The 14,793-nt window shown below is 65.9% G+C and carries 12 protein-coding genes, 1 tRNA gene and 1 riboswitch; of the genes, 3 read left to right on the top strand and 10 right to left on the bottom strand.

Features of this window, described 5'->3' with window-relative positions:
• Positions 1 to 3 precede the first annotated feature (3 nt).
• The 3 genes from F8O09_RS07545 to F8O09_RS07535 form a co-directional block, all read right to left on the bottom strand.
• On the bottom strand, positions 4 to 2,631 hold the full coding sequence (locus F8O09_RS07545; RefSeq protein ID WP_158054682.1) for an MMPL family transporter: 2,628 nt from the start codon (positions 2,629 to 2,631) through the stop codon (positions 4 to 6).
• A 59-nt stretch (positions 2,632 to 2,690) separates the two neighbouring features.
• Positions 2,691 to 3,404: a TetR family transcriptional regulator gene (locus F8O09_RS07540; RefSeq protein WP_158054681.1), complete on the bottom strand. Its 714-nt coding sequence runs from the start codon at positions 3,402 to 3,404 to the stop codon at positions 2,691 to 2,693.
• 73 nt (positions 3,405 to 3,477) lie between these two features.
• Positions 3,478 to 4,833: an HNH endonuclease signature motif containing protein gene (locus F8O09_RS07535; RefSeq protein WP_158054679.1), complete on the bottom strand. Its 1,356-nt coding sequence runs from the start codon at positions 4,831 to 4,833 to the stop codon at positions 3,478 to 3,480.
• Between the two features lie 116 nt (positions 4,834 to 4,949).
• Here F8O09_RS07535 and F8O09_RS07530 point away from each other — a divergent pair, with 116 nt between their 5' ends.
• Positions 4,950 to 5,294: a hypothetical protein gene (locus F8O09_RS07530; protein ID WP_158054677.1), complete on the top strand. Its 345-nt coding sequence runs from the start codon at positions 4,950 to 4,952 to the stop codon at positions 5,292 to 5,294.
• Here F8O09_RS07530 and F8O09_RS07525 read toward each other — a convergent pair.
• The 5 genes from F8O09_RS07525 to F8O09_RS07505 all read right to left on the bottom strand — a co-directional run bounded on the left by F8O09_RS07525 (position 5,284) and on the right by F8O09_RS07505 (position 9,874).
• Entirely contained in the window at positions 5,284 to 5,643 is a 360-nt protein-coding gene (locus F8O09_RS07525) for a DMT family transporter (RefSeq protein ID WP_158054676.1), read from the bottom strand. The genes F8O09_RS07530 and F8O09_RS07525 overlap by 11 nt on opposite strands.
• Positions 5,643 to 5,957 (bottom strand): DMT family transporter, encoded by a 315-nt coding sequence (locus F8O09_RS07520; RefSeq protein ID WP_158054674.1) that lies wholly within the window; start codon positions 5,955 to 5,957, stop codon positions 5,643 to 5,645. Before F8O09_RS07520 ends, F8O09_RS07525 begins: the two co-directional genes overlap by 1 nt.
• A gap of 13 nt (positions 5,958 to 5,970) precedes the next feature.
• Positions 5,971 to 6,035, bottom strand: a riboswitch (guanidine-III (ykkC-III) riboswitch).
• Between the two features lie 870 nt (positions 6,036 to 6,905).
• A complete protein-coding gene (locus F8O09_RS07515; protein ID WP_192497615.1) occupies positions 6,906 to 8,279 on the bottom strand; it encodes a tyrosine-type recombinase/integrase in 1,374 nt (457 codons plus the stop codon).
• Between the two features lie 106 nt (positions 8,280 to 8,385).
• A tRNA-Ser gene (locus tag F8O09_RS07510) sits at positions 8,386 to 8,475 on the bottom strand.
• 73 nt (positions 8,476 to 8,548) lie between these two features.
• The gene (locus F8O09_RS07505) at positions 8,549 to 9,874 is read right to left on the bottom strand and encodes an LCP family protein (RefSeq protein ID WP_158054670.1); all 1,326 of its coding nucleotides are present in this window, start codon (positions 9,872 to 9,874) and stop codon (positions 8,549 to 8,551) included.
• 95 nt (positions 9,875 to 9,969) lie between these two features.
• On the opposite strand from F8O09_RS07505, the gene nucS reads away from it, so the two are divergent.
• Positions 9,970 to 10,665 (top strand): endonuclease NucS, encoded by a 696-nt coding sequence (gene nucS, locus F8O09_RS07500; RefSeq protein WP_158030370.1) that lies wholly within the window; start codon positions 9,970 to 9,972, stop codon positions 10,663 to 10,665.
• On the opposite strand, the gene F8O09_RS07495 is transcribed toward nucS, so the two are convergent.
• Together F8O09_RS07495 and F8O09_RS07490 are read right to left on the bottom strand one after the other, a co-directional pair.
• Positions 10,662 to 12,050 carry an MATE family efflux transporter gene (locus tag F8O09_RS07495; RefSeq protein ID WP_158054668.1) on the bottom strand — a complete coding sequence of 463 codons (1,389 nt, stop codon included), beginning with the start codon at positions 12,048 to 12,050 and terminating at the stop codon, positions 10,662 to 10,664. The two genes, nucS and F8O09_RS07495, sit on opposite strands and share 4 nt — an antisense overlap.
• A gap of 55 nt (positions 12,051 to 12,105) precedes the next feature.
• The gene (locus F8O09_RS07490) at positions 12,106 to 12,630 is read right to left on the bottom strand and encodes a YbhB/YbcL family Raf kinase inhibitor-like protein (RefSeq protein ID WP_158037003.1); all 525 of its coding nucleotides are present in this window, start codon (positions 12,628 to 12,630) and stop codon (positions 12,106 to 12,108) included.
• Between the two features lie 98 nt (positions 12,631 to 12,728).
• Here F8O09_RS07490 and F8O09_RS07485 point away from each other — a divergent pair, with 98 nt between their 5' ends.
• Positions 12,729 to 14,777, top strand: coding sequence for a M13 family metallopeptidase (locus F8O09_RS07485; protein WP_158054666.1), 2,049 nt, complete (start codon positions 12,729 to 12,731; stop codon positions 14,775 to 14,777).
• Positions 14,778 to 14,793 lie beyond the last annotated feature (16 nt).

The following is a 14,793-nucleotide window of genomic DNA, read 5'->3' as shown; positions in this document are numbered from 1 at the left end:
GATTCACCGCGTCGGCTTCGACGACTTCAGCGCATCGAGTTTCGCACCCTCCACATCGACGTCGGGCAGAATGCGGTCGAGCCACTTGGGAATCCACCAGGCCGAGCGCCGCAGCAGGTACAGCGCGGCGGGCACGATCGTCATGCGCACCAGGAACGCGTCGATCAGCACGCCGAACGCGAGCGCGAAGCCGATCGGGCGAATCATCGTCAGCTCCGAGAAGACGAACCCGGCGAAGACGCTGATCATGATGATGGCCGCAGCCGCGACCACGCGACCACCGACTTTGTAGCCGTGCAACACGGCCTGGCGCGGGGTCGCCCCGTGTGCGAAGCTCTCGCGCATGCCTGAGCCCAGGAACATCTGGTAGTCCATGGCCAGGCCGAAGAGCACGCCGATCAGGATGATCGGCAGGAAGCTCAGCACCGCAGCCGGGTCGTGCACCCCGAAGACAGAGCCCAGCCATCCCCACTGGTAGATCGCCACGACCGCTCCGAGGCTGGCCGCCAGCGAGAGCAGGAATCCCAGCGTCGCGAGCACCGGCAGCAGCACCGACCTGAACACCAGAATCATCAGCACAAGCGAGAGACCGACCACGATCGCGAGATACGGAGGCAGGGCGTCACCGAGCTTCTTCGACACGTCGATGTTCGCAGCGGTGAGCCCGGTCACCCCGACCTGCGCGCCGGTCTGCTGCTCGATCTCGGCGGCATCGGCGCGAATGCGCTCGACGAGCTGCTCGGTCTGCTCCGTCGACGGGCCGTCGTTCGAGACGACCTGCAGCACAGCGGTGCGATGATCGTCGCTCGCTCCGCCGGGCACCGCGGCAGCGACCCCGTCGATCGAACGCAGACGATCGGCCAGGTCGAGTGAGGCATCCTCCTGCTGCTCGGCCGTGGTGACGCTCTCGGGCAGCTCGGCCACGACGACCAGCGGCCCGTTCGAGCCGGCCCCGAAGTTCTCACTGATCAGCTGGTACGACTTGTACGCCGTGCTGCTGGGCTCTTCGGAGCTGCCGTCGGGCAGCCCGAGCCGCAGCTGGCCGGCGGGCAGCGCGAGCACCCCGGCGATGATGACTCCGACGAGAAGTGCCAGCCACGGATGCGCGGTCACGATGCGTCCCCAGCGCGGGCCCGCCTTGGACGAGCGTTTCGAGGCGGACTGTGCGGCAGCCTGCGACGAGGCCTGCGGCGCCTGCTCTGCCGCTGCGTCTGCCGTCTCAGCGGCAGGATCGACGCCGGAGCTCTGCAGCGCACGCCGCTCCCGGCGGCTCAGGATGCGCATCCCCACGAAGCCGAGCATGGCCGGCGTCAGCGTGAGCGCGACGAGCACGGCGACGATGATCGTGCCGGCACCGGCGAGACCCATCACGGTCAGGAACGGCAGCCCGGGAACGGCCAGCGCGGCGAGCGCGATGACTACGGTGAGCCCGGCGAAGAGCACGGCGTTGCCCGACGTGCCCGAGGCATGTGCGATGGACTCGTGCATCGGCATGCCCTGTTTCAGCTGGATGCGATGGCGATTGACGATGAAGAGGGAGTAGTCGATGCCGACGGCGAGGCCGAGCATCAGCGCGAGCATCGGCGAGACCGAGGTCATCTCGATCACACCGGTGAGGGCGAAGGTCGTGCCGACGCCGACGACCACGCCGACGATCGCCATGAGCAACGGCAGACCGGCACCGATCAGCGTGCCGAGCATGATGACGAGCACGATCGCGGCGACCAGGATTCCGATCGCCTCGCCTGGGCCGAAGAGGCCTGAGATGCTCGACGCGATCTCGGTGCTGTACTGAGGCGTCACGCCGGAGCCGTCGAGAGCCTGGTTGACGGCTTCGACGACGGCGTCTTTGTCTTCGGCCGAGACGTTGTCGGACGAAGTCGTGAAGGTCACCTGCGCCTGTGCGATGCGGCCGTTGTCTGAGACCAGCTGCACCCCGGATGCGGCGTCGAGAGAGCGCTCGGCACGAGTGAGTTCGGCCTGCTGTCGGTCGAGTTCGGCGCGACCGGCGTCGAGCTTCTCCTGCTGGGGCGCCAGCTGCTGCTGCGCGGCCTCGAGCTGCGCAGTCAGGGCGTCGGCCTGCGCGGTGGCCTGCGCGGATGCGGCGGACTGCCCGGCGTCAGCAGCCTGCTGAGCCGCCTGCTGCGCGGCGTCGCGGGCCTGCTCGAGCTGAGTGAGGGGGCTCTTCGCCGCATCCAGCTGCTGCTGACCGGCATCGAGCTGCGCCTTTGCGGCGTCGAGCTGGGGTTTGCCCTGATCGATCTGCTGACGGCCGGACTCAAGCTGCTGCTGCGTCTCGAACGGGTCGATCACAGTGGCGACGGCGTCCTGCTGCTTCACGTCGGCGAGCGCACGCCCGATGGCGGCCTTCTGCTCGTCGGTGAACTGCTTTCCCTCGCCCGCATCGAAGACGATGCTGCCGGTGCCGCCCGATGCCGCGGGGATGCGATCGGAGAGTCGGTCGATCAGCGTCTGTGACTGGGTGCCCGGGATCGTGAAGTTGTTGCTGGTCGTGCCGGCGAAGGCGGCGACCGCCCCACCGACCGCGATCATGATGATCAGCCAGATCGACGCGACCATGCGCCGGTGCGCCGCGCTGAAGCGCCCGAGTCGGTAGAGCAGTGAGGCCATGGAGAGGTTCCTTCGTGTGGGAGCGGGCTAGAGCGCGGTCTGCGGGTAGGGGGTCGGCATCAGAGATCCTGATACCCATCGCGCACGGTCTTGACTGCTTCGAGCAGCTGGTCTTTGAGGTTGATGAGGTCGGCATCGGTGAGCGCAGCGCCTGCGACAGCGGCGTGCGTACGAGACGGGTCTGCGGCACCGATTGTGGCTGTGCCCTGATGCCGCTCGCCGAGCCAGACGTTGATGGTCGCACGGCAGCTCGCCAGCACCGACGCGACGAACACCACCAGGCGTATGCGTGGCATCCCCTCTGGCGCGCGCTGCTGCAGCGCGGTGACGAATCGAGATTCCGCCTCATCCCACGCCATCAGTTCGTACTGCAGGAATTCGGCGTGCCCATCGAGGGCCGCAGCGAGTTCGAGGCACTGCTGCAGATAGCTGGACGTGACGCTGCTGGTGAAGACCTGCATCACGACATCGATGACGGATTCGTCAGCGGGACGATTCTCGATCTGCTGTCGGGCCTTGACCAGCAGGTCTTCTGTGGGCGCATTGAGCGCTGCGTCGATGCCGGGAAAGTAGTTGAAGAAGGTGCGTCGTGAGACCCCTGCATGCTCGGCGATCTGCTCGACGTTCACGTGATCGCGCCCGTGCTCGAGCACCAGGCTGATGGCGGCATCGATGATTGCCGCTCGAGTGGCCGCGCGATTGAGCTCGCGTCGGCCAGGCTCACGCACAGCGTCTGCACGCGACGCTGATTGTGGTACAGAAGAGACGGGCATGAAATTACCCTACGTGCAAGTTTGCCCGGTGTGCAATGACTCGAGCTGAGCAGACGCTGTGAACACGCCCCCCTCATCGCCTCCGCCGTGCGGTCTGATGCAGCAGCGAACGAATCTGCGGCGGCCGGATCTGCGGTCTGCCTTCGCACATCGTGATCTGCCAGGCTCCGTTGTCGATGTGACGGTGGCGCCACCAGCACAGCAGCACGCCATTGCCGACATGCGTCTTACCGCCCTGCTGCCAGGGCACGACATGGTGCGCCTCACACGCATGAGCAGGGATGCGACAGCCTGGAATCGCGCACTGGTGACCGTCTCGAGCCGCGATCGCCCGCCGCTGGTGCGTGCTGAACACCCGTTGCGTCGTCGTGAGCGAGACGAGGGCTCCCTGAGTGTCGAGCCGAGCAAGCTGGGTGCCGCCGTCACAGGCCATTCGACCGATCGTCTGCGCGGGGACCGGGTCGTCGACGCCAGAGATGCTGCCGGTCTCAGCGACCGGTCCGATGCCACAGCATCTGCCGGCCAGAGCAGCCTCTGCAGAACCGAAACCAGCGAAACCAGCGCCAACCGAAGCCGCACCGGCGGAAGCAGCACCGGCCAGAGCAGACCCGCCCAGGCGAGATGAAATCCAGAAGTCGCGCCGATTGACCGCCTCGTCTTCTCGTGGCTGCACCCCATCGGGGTCGAGCGCCTCTCGCCAAGCTCGCGCCTGCACCCGAACCAGATCTGCGGAGAGGCCGGGCACACGCCGCAGGTATCCCGATTCACCATGATCGTCGTCGCCTGCAGCACTCGGCGAACCGACATTCGTCTGCTCAGACTCGCGCTGCGGGCACGCCCCGTCGACGAGCGCGCACTCGGCTGCATCCAGCAGCTCAATATCAGCCCAGGTAGCCGCTTTGCCGAGTTCGCTCACGATGACCTCGGCCGCTTCGACGCCGAGGTCGCCGGCGGCAAGCGCCGCACCAACCTGAGCGAAGAGCGGAGGCAACGGTAGGCCGGTGTCACTCGTTCGCCCGAGCAGCTGCTCACTGAGCCGCACCCGACGGCGTGCCTCCCGAGCCGAGACTCCGGCCACGTACTCGATGAGTTCTGCCGCAGTGCGCTGTCCGTACTTCGTCGACAGACGCTCGTCGCTGTCACACGCCGCGCACCGCTGAGCCACCTCACCGGCCACCTGCACACGCAGCGAATCTATGGCGCGCCCTGCGTGCTCGACGAGTTCGACGGCCGCGACCAAGGCATCCCCGGTCAGGTCGCCCCAGCGCGAGCCGGGCTCGCTCGTACCAGCACGCTCAGCCCCAGACGCAGACGCCGACACAGGCGCGCCGGCTTGCGCACCGACCGCGCCGGCCACGCGACCGAGCGCGATCAAGGCCTGCAGCGGGTCTGGCTGCGAGCGCTGCGCGAGGTGCGTTGTGGCTTCCATGTCCTGATTCAACACGCACCCTCTGACATTCGACGACTGCAGTCACCCCCCCGCGAGCCCCGGAACGACGGCGAAGTACGCCTCATATGGATGCTGCCCGATAGACTCGACTGAAGATGACTGCTGAGAACCCCGCCAGACCCCGGCTCAACCGCAGAGAGCAGTGGGCACGCCGCCTGAGCATCGCACTGCCACTCGTACCGCTGGCAGTCGCGTCGATCTGGTACGCCCTGGTGGCCGTCACCTCTCCCGGCCCATATGCCCCGCTGATCTTCTTGGTGGTGCTCGTCTACGGCTTTCCGGTCGTGCTCGTGCTCGGCATCGCGCTGCACATTGTCGTCGGGGCCGGGTCGTGGAGCTCCCGCTCGACCAAGGTGTTCGTCTCGTGGGCGCTGGGCATCCTGCTCTATCTGCCCGCGGTGATCTTCGCCGCGCTCTACGCGCTGACCTTCACTCTTTAGGCGACGACTCCGCGTCTTTCGCGACCACCGCATCCGACCGCACCAGCTTCAGCCCGATCACCGCCACGACGACACCGCCGATGCAGGCCACCTTGGGCCATGAGAACGACTCGGCGCCCGTCGCCATCGCGAAGACCACCGTTAGCACCGCACCGATGCCCACCCAGACCGAGTAGGCGGTGCCGATCGGGATCGTACGAGCCGCACGGCTCAGACCAGCCATGCTGATCACCAGCGCGACGACGAAGACGACGACCGCGACCGGCTGCGTGAGCCCCTGAGAGCTTCCGAGCGCGGTCGCCCAGACGGCTTCGAGCACGCCGCTCACGACGAGGATGACCCACGGCATCAGCTCACCACCTTCAGACCGATGACGGATGCGACGAGCAGCACGAGCAGCAGCACGCGCGCGATCGAGGCGCGTTCTCGACCGCTCACCATCGACCAGACCACAGTGAGACATGCGCCGATGCCCACCCAGACGGCATAGGCCGTGCCGGTCGGGATCACCGACATCGCATATGCGAGGCCGGCCATGCTCGCGCCGAACGCGACGACGAAGAGGATGCTGGGCCAGAGTCTGCGAAACCCTCGCGACGCCGCGAGCGCTGCCGCCCAGACGGTCTCAAGCAGACCTGATGCGATGAGTATGATCCATGCCACGACGTGACCCTCCTACGAGTCAGTCTTGTCGTCTGCGGGTACTGCTCCCTCGTCCGCAGGCCTGCATTCAGGCCTCGAAGACAGGTTAGCAGCGGGAGCGATCATGTGGCCATCACTGTGCCGACGACGAGACGGCAAAGGCCCCGCATCCCAGTGATTCTGCGGGATGCGGGGCCTTCGGCTCAGCGCGGAGACGGAGGGATTTATAACAGGCCTGTGTTTGTGCGGGTATTTGGGTTTGGCCTGAAATAATAAGTCATGTAATAAGTCATTGGGCTTGTCGCTTTGTGTGTGATCTTGTATTTCTATCGGACGTTGATCTGAACGCGCATGGCGGGGTTTCTTGGCGCTCTCTGTCCATTTTCAGGCGATTCTAGCCCGTTGTGGGCTTTTCGCAGGTATTCACCTTAACGAGTATGTAAATGTCTTAGAGGGGCATTTACGGGCTTCTGAGCGTCATATGCCTGCTTGGGCTGTGTTTGTCTTTGGCCTGTTGTCGGGTCTGGCTCTTAGCCGTAGGAGTGCGGGACGTTGTGCTGTCCCTGGGTGTGGTTTGCTGAGCGTGTGTGCCGTGTGTGTGCTTACCGTAGGCCTGAGGCATGCTGTAGGCCACGGCCCCGTAGCGGCAGCGGAGTGGGTCTGGTCGGAGGCTGCCGGTGGCCGAGGGTGAGCGGAGCGCAGCGGAGTGAACTGGGGGGTATAGTCTTACCCCCCCTTGTGACAATGTGACAGAAGCCCCTTGTGCCCATACATTTACTGGGGAGTAGTTGTCACAGCAACAGCGTCACTTGTGACAGAAAATATGCCCTTGTAACAGGGTTTTGTGACACCTCTGTGGGGGACGTTGTTGTGCCGCCGGGGCGCTTGCGCCCTTGGGAGCGGTGAGCCGTGGGCGGCGAACTCGACGGAGTTGATAGCTCCTGATAGGCGGCAGGTTGTGGTCCCTGTTTAGTCGAGCCAGATGCCAGGGGTGTCCCATTTCTCTGCGTTGGTGGGGAGTGCAGCGACCATGGCCGCTTCTTTGGGGTCGATGTGGTGGACTTTCTGCGGGTGGGCTTGTGTGGGTTCGGCGGGCTGGTGGCCGAACTTGTCGAAGTCGACGTCAGCGTTTTTGAAGAGGTCTTCGATGGCCTCTGTTTGGTCTTCTTGTCGTGTGTGGGTGTAGTAGGCGGTCATTGCTTTGGTGTCACCGAGTAGTGCTTTCGCGACGTGTGGTTTGACTCCGTATTTGGCGAGGGCGGTGGCGAAGAGGTGTCGCGCTCCGTGGCCTTTGAGTTCTGAGACGTTGAGGGTCTTGCAGAGGTCGCGCCATGCTTCGTTGTCTGTGGCTTGTCGGATGGGCTTGCCGGTCTTGGTGGTGAAGACGAGGTCGGGGATGGTGGGTGTGATGCCGTGTTTTGTGAAGTAGTGGTGTTGGTTGGATTTGTGCTCTTCGAACATGGTGGCGACGTTCTTGGGAAGTGGGATGAGTCGGGTGCCTCGCCGGTTTTTGGTGACGGGTCTGATGTAGAGGCGGTGTTCGACTGCGTCGTTGTAGAGCTGTTGGTGGATGGAGAGGTAGACCTGATCGGCTGAGAAGTCGCTGAAGCAGTCCCAGGTCAGGCCGAGGCGTTCTGATTGTCTGAGGCCGAGCAGTGCGAAGACCCAGCGGATATAGCCGGTGATGTAGCCCTCGGTGAGGTAGTCGTCTTGGTAGTAGATGCCTCCGAATGCTTCTTCTGCGAGGGTGTCGAAGATGTGTTTCCAGTCTTCGAGTCGGGTGCCGAGTATCTGATTGTCTTGTTGAACGGTGCGCTGGGGTGCTTTCATCCAGCGCATTGGATGTGTGCCGGATTTGCGTTTGCCGTCTCGTTCGGCCTGTGTGAATGTGCTGCGCAGGAGGTAGAAGAGGGTGCGCCGTCCGGTGCTTCCGAGTGGTTGGCCGGTTCGGGTGTTGGTGGTTCTGATGCTTTCGAGCACGTCGAAGATCTTGGCTTCGGTCGCGGTTTCGAGCCAGACCTCGACCAGTCTTGGAGCGAGGTAGTTCTTGATGAGTCCGGCTTCGCGTGCTTTGGCGTTTGGGCTGAGCTGGTGGGTGTTGTGATAGTTCCAGACGGCTTTGATCAGGGGCGTGTGGCGTTTGCGGTTCGTGCCGTCGTGGTAGTTCCTGATGTTGGTTTCCAGCCGTTGCGTTGCGGCTTGCGGGCTGCTGCCTGATCCGGTGAGGTATTTGCGTCCCTGTGGCGTGTTGATGCTCTTCTGCGCCCGCCAGACGGGTTTGCCGTTGCTGGTTGTCTGAAAGAGACTGCCGGTTCCGTAGGGGTTTCTGCGCTCGGAGGCCATGCCAGAATAATAAGTCTTCTGATAAGTCATTCAGAAGCTTTTGGTGAGGTTTGGGGAGAAGAGTGCCCCGGTATTCCGGGGTTTTTCACTCATTCAGTCAGTAGCGCGGAGACGGAGGGATTTGAACCCTCGGTCCCGAAATTCGGGACTCCACCTTAGCAGGGTGGTGCACTAGGCCAGACTATGCGACGTCTCCAGATGTGCCCGCGAAAGGCACCATGTCATCATAGCGGATTCGCACGGGCGCGCCACACCGCTCAAGCGCAGACCTACCGGTTGGCCACCGCACAGGTCTGGTCTCGGGCAGTCTGCCCGACGATGCCCTCTGGGAGCACCGTCGCCGGCTGCGAGGCATCCGGCGCAGGCGACCCCGAGGCGGGCGAAGGCTGCGCAGATGTCGACGGCGCGGCATCTGCCGGCTGCGAGGCGGCGGCGTCAGGTGCCTCACCCACCGTCTCTGATCCGATGCCCGTCTTGCTGTTCTCGTTCAGCCGCACGCCTTCGCCCGAGGCGATCGCCTGGAAGAGCGGCGTCGACAGCGTCGGATCGAGCACGACGCGGTTGCGGTCGCGAGGGTCTTCGGTCACTGGGGCCTGGACGAAAGCGACGTTGTCGAGCGAGATGCCAGCCGCCGTCGCGCCCAATGAGACCAGCATGCCGGTGTCTTTCAGGTTCGACGAGAACTCCATGTTGCGGGCTGCGGCAGAGGCGAGGTCGTAGAGCCGCACCGGGTTCGTGAGCGCACCCTGTGTCTGAATCGTGCGCACCAGCGACGAGAGATAGACCTGCTGCGAGCTGATGCGCCCGAGGTCGCTGCCGTCGCCCACGCCGTGGCGGTTGCGCAGGAACGCCAGAGCGTCCGACCCCTGGATCGTGTGCTCGCCGGCCGTCAGGTGCAGACCGGAGTCGTTGTCGTTGATGTCGTTCGTCACGCAGACGGGCACGCCGCCGATCGCGTTCGACATCTCGATGACGCCCTTGAAGTCGATCTTGCCGACGAAGCCGATGTCGACGCCGGTGAGCTTCTCGATGGTGAGCGCTGTGCAGCTCGGCCCACCGTACGAGATGGTCGAGTTGATCTGCACTCGGCTCTGCGCCGGGTAGGTGCCGCCGGTGCCGTCGGTCTTGGGACACGCGGGCATCGAGACCATCAGATCTCGCGGAAAGCTCACTGCGGTCGCCGTCTGGTGGTCGGCCGAGACGTGCAGCAGCATGATGACGTCGGCCAGGTCGGCGTCTTTGTCTTCCGCCGTGAAGCCCTCACCCTGGTCTTTGCGGGTGTCAGAGCCGATCAGCAGAAAGTTGACCGGGCCGTCGACGGTGGCGACCTGCGGGCTGCCGTCCACGTTCGTGAAGTCGAAGTAGCCGATGTCTTTCTGCACCGACCAGACCATGAGCCCGGCGAGTGCGATGCCTCCGACGATGACCATCGTCACGCAGAGGGCGAGCCACTTGAAGATCGCCTTGGGGCCGCCTCCGGCCGGCGCGAGCGCACCGTGGCGTGCGACCGCGGTGAAGCGGTTGTCGTTCGCAGCGGAGGACGCCTTCGCCAGGCGACGTTCAACCTCACGTCGCTCTCGTCGCGACTGCGCCATCAAGGCCCCTTTCGCCAGGTCAGTCTGATCTACAAACTCTACTAGTGTGCCGATGTTTCATGTGAAACGCCTGTCTGCCCGTCTACAATGCCGATGTGCGTCTCGTCATTGCTCGCTGCACGGTGGATTACGCCGGGCGGCTCACGTCCCACCTGCCTCTCGGCACCCGTGTGCTCATGCTCAAAGCCGACGGCTCGCTGCTCGTGCACGCCGACGGCGGCTCGTACAAGCCGCTGAACTGGATGTCACCGCCCTGCAGCCTGACCGTCGACGAGCCCGACGACGACCAGCGCAAGGTCGGCGTCACCGAAGTCTGGCGCGTCACCCAGCGCAAGACGTCAGACCAGCTGATCGTGGGCATCCACGAGATTCTCAGCGACACCTCGCACGAGCTCGGCACCGACCCCGGACTGATCAAAGACGGGGTCGAGGCGCACCTGCAAGAGCTGCTCGCGGCACAGATCGAGCTGCTGGGCGAGGGATGCGAACTCGTGCGCCGAGAGTACGCCACCGCGATCGGGCCGGTCGACATCATGGCCCGCGGGGTGAACGGGGAGCACATCGCGGTCGAGCTCAAACGTCGAGGTGACATCGACGGGGTGGAGCAGCTCACCCGCTACCTCGAACTGCTGAACCGCGACCCGCTGCTCTCCCCCGTGCAGGGCGTCTTCGCCGCACAGGAGATCAAGCCTCAGGCGCGCACTCTGGCCGAGGACCGCGGCATCCGCTGCCTCGTGCTCGACTACGAGGCCATGCGCGGCACCGACGACGCCGACGAGCGGCTGTTCTAGGCGCGCTGCACCCAGCGGTCGCCGCGCAGACGCAGCCCGAGAGTGAGGGCTCGCATGATCATCAGCCCGCCGCCGAAGCACGACCACACCGCGACGAGCTTCCACTGATCCGCGACCATGTCGCCGTCGAGCAGCCAGAGCACCGCCGCCATCCACACAGCCATGCCGGCCAAGTTGAGCAGCCCGGCCAGCGCCAGATAGCGTCCGTCGCCGGCGCCGATCAGGATGCCGTCGAGCACGAACACGTACCCGGCGAGCGGCAGCGTCACCCCCATCGCGATCAGCCCCGGGGTCAGCATCGACAGCACACCCGGGTCGCTGGTGAACGCTCGCCCGGCCCACGGCGAGGCAGCCACGAAGACGACGGTCAGCGCTGCCCCGACCAGAACGCCCCACTGCTGCAGCCGTCGGCTCACGACGCGCACGCCGAAGGGGGCCGTCGGAGAGCCCTCCGGGGCTCTGGCGTCTGCCGACTCTCGTCGCTGCCGCTCGCGCTCCCCGAGTTCGAGCCCGACCAGCGCCTGACCGGCGACGGCGAGCGCGTCGAAGGCCATGCCCAACGCACTGAACAGCGAGAAGAGCACCTGGTAGCCGGCGAGGGTGTCGGTGCCGAGACGCGCGGCGAGCCAGACCGTCGCGAGCAATGCCACACGCAGCGTCGCCGTGCGCAGAAACAGCCAGCCGCCTTCGCGCATCGAGCGGCCCACGCCCGCCCACTCGGGCCGCAGGCCCGCACCGACGGCACGGGCGCGCCGCACGACGATGCCGGCCAGCACGAAGCCCATGCCGCACTGGACGACGACGGTGCCCAGCGCCGAGCCTGCGACGCCCCAGCCCAGCCCGTAGATGAAGAACGCGTTCAGTCCGACGTTCGCCCCCATGCCCGCTGCGACCACCACCAGCGGCGTCTTGGTGTCTTGCAGGCCGCGCAGCACGCCGGTCGCCGCGAGCACGACGAGCATCGCCGGCAGGCCGAACAGCGAGACGCGCAGATACGCATGTGCGTGGGAGGCCACCTCGGCGTCAGGGGTGAGCATCGCCACAAGCGGGTCGGCGACCCACCACCCCACGACCGCGAGCGCGACGCCGGTGAGGAGTGCGAGCCAGAGCCCGTCTATGCCGGCTACGAGCGCTTCGGTGGGCCGCCCCTGACCCAGGCGGCGTGCGACGAGGGGCGTGGCCGCATAGGCGAGAAAGACCATCAGGCCGACCGCCGTCTGCAGGATGCTCGCTGCGGCCGCGAGCCCGGCCAGCGGAGCAGCGCCCAGGTGACCGATCATCGCCGAGTCGATCAGCGTGAACACCGGCTCGGCGACGAGCGCGCCGAGCGCCGGAACCGCGAGGGCCGTGATGCGCCGGTCGAGGCTGTGCCGCGGTTCGGTCATATAGGCACTCTAGCGGCGACGCCTGACACGTCGCCGGGTCAGCGCCTCGATCCCGCTAGCGCTGGTAGACGCCGACCAGCGTCGCGCGCGCGAGCGTGTGCGAGAAGAGGTTGAACCCCAGCACGGCCGGCGTCGCGTTCTCTGGCAGATCGAGATGGTCGACGTCGACGGCGTGCACTACGAAGTAGTAGTGGTGCGGCTTGTGCCCGACAGGCGGTGCGGCGCCGACGAAGTCGCGACCGAGCGAATCGTTCGTCAGGGCGATCGCACCCGCTGGCAGCGATCCGCCGCCGGTCGAGGCATTGCCGGCGCCGGCATCCAGCGAGGTCACCGAGGCGGGAACGTCATAGACCGCCCAATGCCAGTAGCCGCTCGCGGTGGGGGCGTCAGGGTCGTAGGCCGTGATCGCGAAGCTCTTCGTTCCGGCTGGGAAGCCCGACCACGACAGCTGCGGAGACCGGCCTTCGCCGCCGGCGCCGACCCCGACTTGGGCCGACTTCAGCGTCTGACCGTCGACGACGTCGTCGCTGGTGAGCGTGAATGAGGGAACCTGTGGCAGTTCATCGTAAGGATTGACCATGTTCCATGCTAGGCACACTCTGCGGCCGCATGCGAGGGAAATCGACCAGGTGCGGGCAGACAGGCGGACACCGCCACGTCGACAACTATGCTGTGGGCATGACTTCTGCTGCCTCTCGCGACTCTCAGCCCGCCGATCTCTCATCTGGCATCCGCGTCACCGACCTCGACCCTGAGGTGCGCCCGCAGGACGACCTCTATCTGCACGTCGACGGACGCTGGCTCGAACGCACCGAGATTCCGGCCGACAAGTCGCGCTATGGTGCATTCCTGCAGCTCGCCGAGGCGGCCGAAGACGCGATTCGCACGATCATCGAGGCCGACGCCGAGGCCGACGCGAACGCAGACGACGCCTCGACCGCCGACCGCCGCAAGATCGGCGATCTCTACGCGAGCTTCATGGACGAAGACCGCGCCGAGCAGCTGGGCGCCGCTCCAATCGCCGACGACATCGCCGCCGCGCTGGCACCGCAGACCGTCACCGAGCTCGTGACCGCGGTCGGCCGCGCCGAGGAGCGCGGCTCGAGCGGATTCTTCGGGCTCTACGTCGACAACGACCCGGGGCAGCCTGATCGTTATGTGCCCTTCGTCATGCAGGGCGGCATCGGTCTGCCCGACGAGTCGTACTACCGCGAAGAGCAGTTCGCCGACGTGCGAGGCAAGTACCTGATCTACCTGCAGGTGCTGCTCGAGCTCGCCGGCGTCGACGCCGCCGCCGAGCGAGCCCGCGACGTGCTGCAGCTCGAGACCGACATCGCGGCCGCACACTGGGACGTCGTCGCAAGTCGCGAGATCGAGAAGACCTACAATCTGCGCACGTTCGACCAGCTCGTCGCCGCGACGCCGAACATCGACTGGAGCGCCTACCTCGAGGCCGCGCAGGTCGACCCGAAGGTGCTCGCCGAGGTCGTCGTCGCACAGCCGTCGGCACTCGAGGGTCTTGCCGCCCTGCTCACCGAAGACCGGCTGCCGGCATGGCGATCATGGCTCGCCGTCAACGTCATCCGCGGTGCCGCCCCCTATCTCTCGCACGACTTCGTCGAGATTAACTTCGACTTCTACGGCCGCACGCTGAGCGGCACCCCCGAGCTGCGCCCCCGCTGGAAGCGCGGCGTCTCGCTCGTGCAGGGAGGCCTGGGCGAGGCCGTCGGGCGCGAGTACGTCGCGCAGCACTTCCCCCCGGCGGCGAAGCACCGCATGGACGAGCTCGTCGCGAACCTCATCGAGGCCTACCGCCGCTCGGTCGACTCGCTGACCTGGCTCGGCGACGACACCAAGCGTCTGGCCCTCGAGAAGCTCGCGAAGTTCACCCCGAAGATCGGCTACCCCGTGAAGTGGCGCGACTACTCCACGCTCGAGATCGACCGCGACGACCTGGTCGGCAACGTGCGTGCGATCGGGCGCTACGAGCAGGCGCGGGAGCTGGGCAAGATCGGTCGCCCGATCGACCGCGACGAGTGGTTCATGACCCCGCAGACCGTGAACGCCTACTACAACCCGGGCTTCAACGAGATCGTGTTCCCAGCCGCGATTCTGCAGCCGCCCTTTTTCAACGCCGAGGCCGACGACGCCGCGAACTATGGCGGCATCGGCGCCGTGATCGGCCACGAGATCAGCCACGGCTTCGACGACCAGGGGTCGAAGTACGACGGCGACGGTCGACTGGTCGACTGGTGGAGCACGACCGACCGCGAGGCCTTCGAGAAGCTCACCGCCGCGCTCGTCGCGCAGTACAACGCGCTCGAGCCGCTCGACGCCCCCGGGCACAAAGTCAACGGCGCCCTCACACTGGGTGAGAACATCGCCGACCTCAGCGGCCTCTCGATCGCCTGGCAGGCATACCTGCTGTCGCTGGGCGTCGATCCGGCGCAGTCAGCGGCGGATGCCGTGGCCGAGGCCGCCCGTCAGGCGCCGGTCATCGACGATCTCACCGGCCCGCAGCGGTTCTTTCTGTCATGGGCGCAGGTCTGGGCCGAGAAGCGTCGCCCGGAAGAGGCGGTGCGTCTGCTCACCATCGACCCGCACTCGCCCAACGATCTGCGCGCGAATCAGATTCCACGCAACCTGGACGCCTTTCACGAGGTGTTCTCGGTCGCCGCAGACGATCGGCTCTGGCTCGGCAGCGACGAGCGCGTTCGCATCTGGTGATTCTCGCCGAATGAAC

The organism is Pseudoclavibacter sp. CFCC 11306 (assembly GCF_008831235.1).
Classification (GTDB): Bacteria; Actinomycetota; Actinomycetes; order Actinomycetales; family Microbacteriaceae; genus Pseudoclavibacter_A.
The sequence above is the reverse complement of the archived record's forward strand: the minus strand, read 5'-3'. Positions and strand labels throughout refer to the sequence as shown.

Bases quoted from the DNA above. Each gene is read 5' to 3' on its own strand.
- F8O09_RS07530 (WP_158054677.1), top strand. From the start codon at position 4,950: ATGACTGCTGAGAACCCCGCCAGACCCCGGCTCAACCGCAGAGAGCAG.
- F8O09_RS07490 (WP_158037003.1), bottom strand. From the start codon at position 12,630: ATGGTCAATCCTTACGATGAACTGCCACAGGTTCCCTCATTCACGCTC.
- F8O09_RS07540 (WP_158054681.1), bottom strand. From the start codon at position 3,404: ATGCCCGTCTCTTCTGTACCACAATCAGCGTCGCGTGCAGACGCTGTG.
- F8O09_RS07515 (WP_192497615.1), bottom strand. From the start codon at position 8,279: ATGGCCTCCGAGCGCAGAAACCCCTACGGAACCGGCAGTCTCTTTCAG.
- F8O09_RS07505 (WP_158054670.1), bottom strand. From the start codon at position 9,874: ATGGCGCAGTCGCGACGAGAGCGACGTGAGGTTGAACGTCGCCTGGCG.
- F8O09_RS07495 (WP_158054668.1), bottom strand. From the start codon at position 12,050: ATGACCGAACCGCGGCACAGCCTCGACCGGCGCATCACGGCCCTCGCG.
- F8O09_RS07485 (WP_158054666.1), top strand. From the start codon at position 12,729: ATGACTTCTGCTGCCTCTCGCGACTCTCAGCCCGCCGATCTCTCATCT.
- F8O09_RS07535 (WP_158054679.1), bottom strand. From the start codon at position 4,833: ATGGAAGCCACAACGCACCTCGCGCAGCGCTCGCAGCCAGACCCGCTG.
- F8O09_RS07545 (WP_158054682.1), bottom strand. From the start codon at position 2,631: ATGGCCTCACTGCTCTACCGACTCGGGCGCTTCAGCGCGGCGCACCGG.
- F8O09_RS07525 (WP_158054676.1), bottom strand. From the start codon at position 5,643: ATGCCGTGGGTCATCCTCGTCGTGAGCGGCGTGCTCGAAGCCGTCTGG.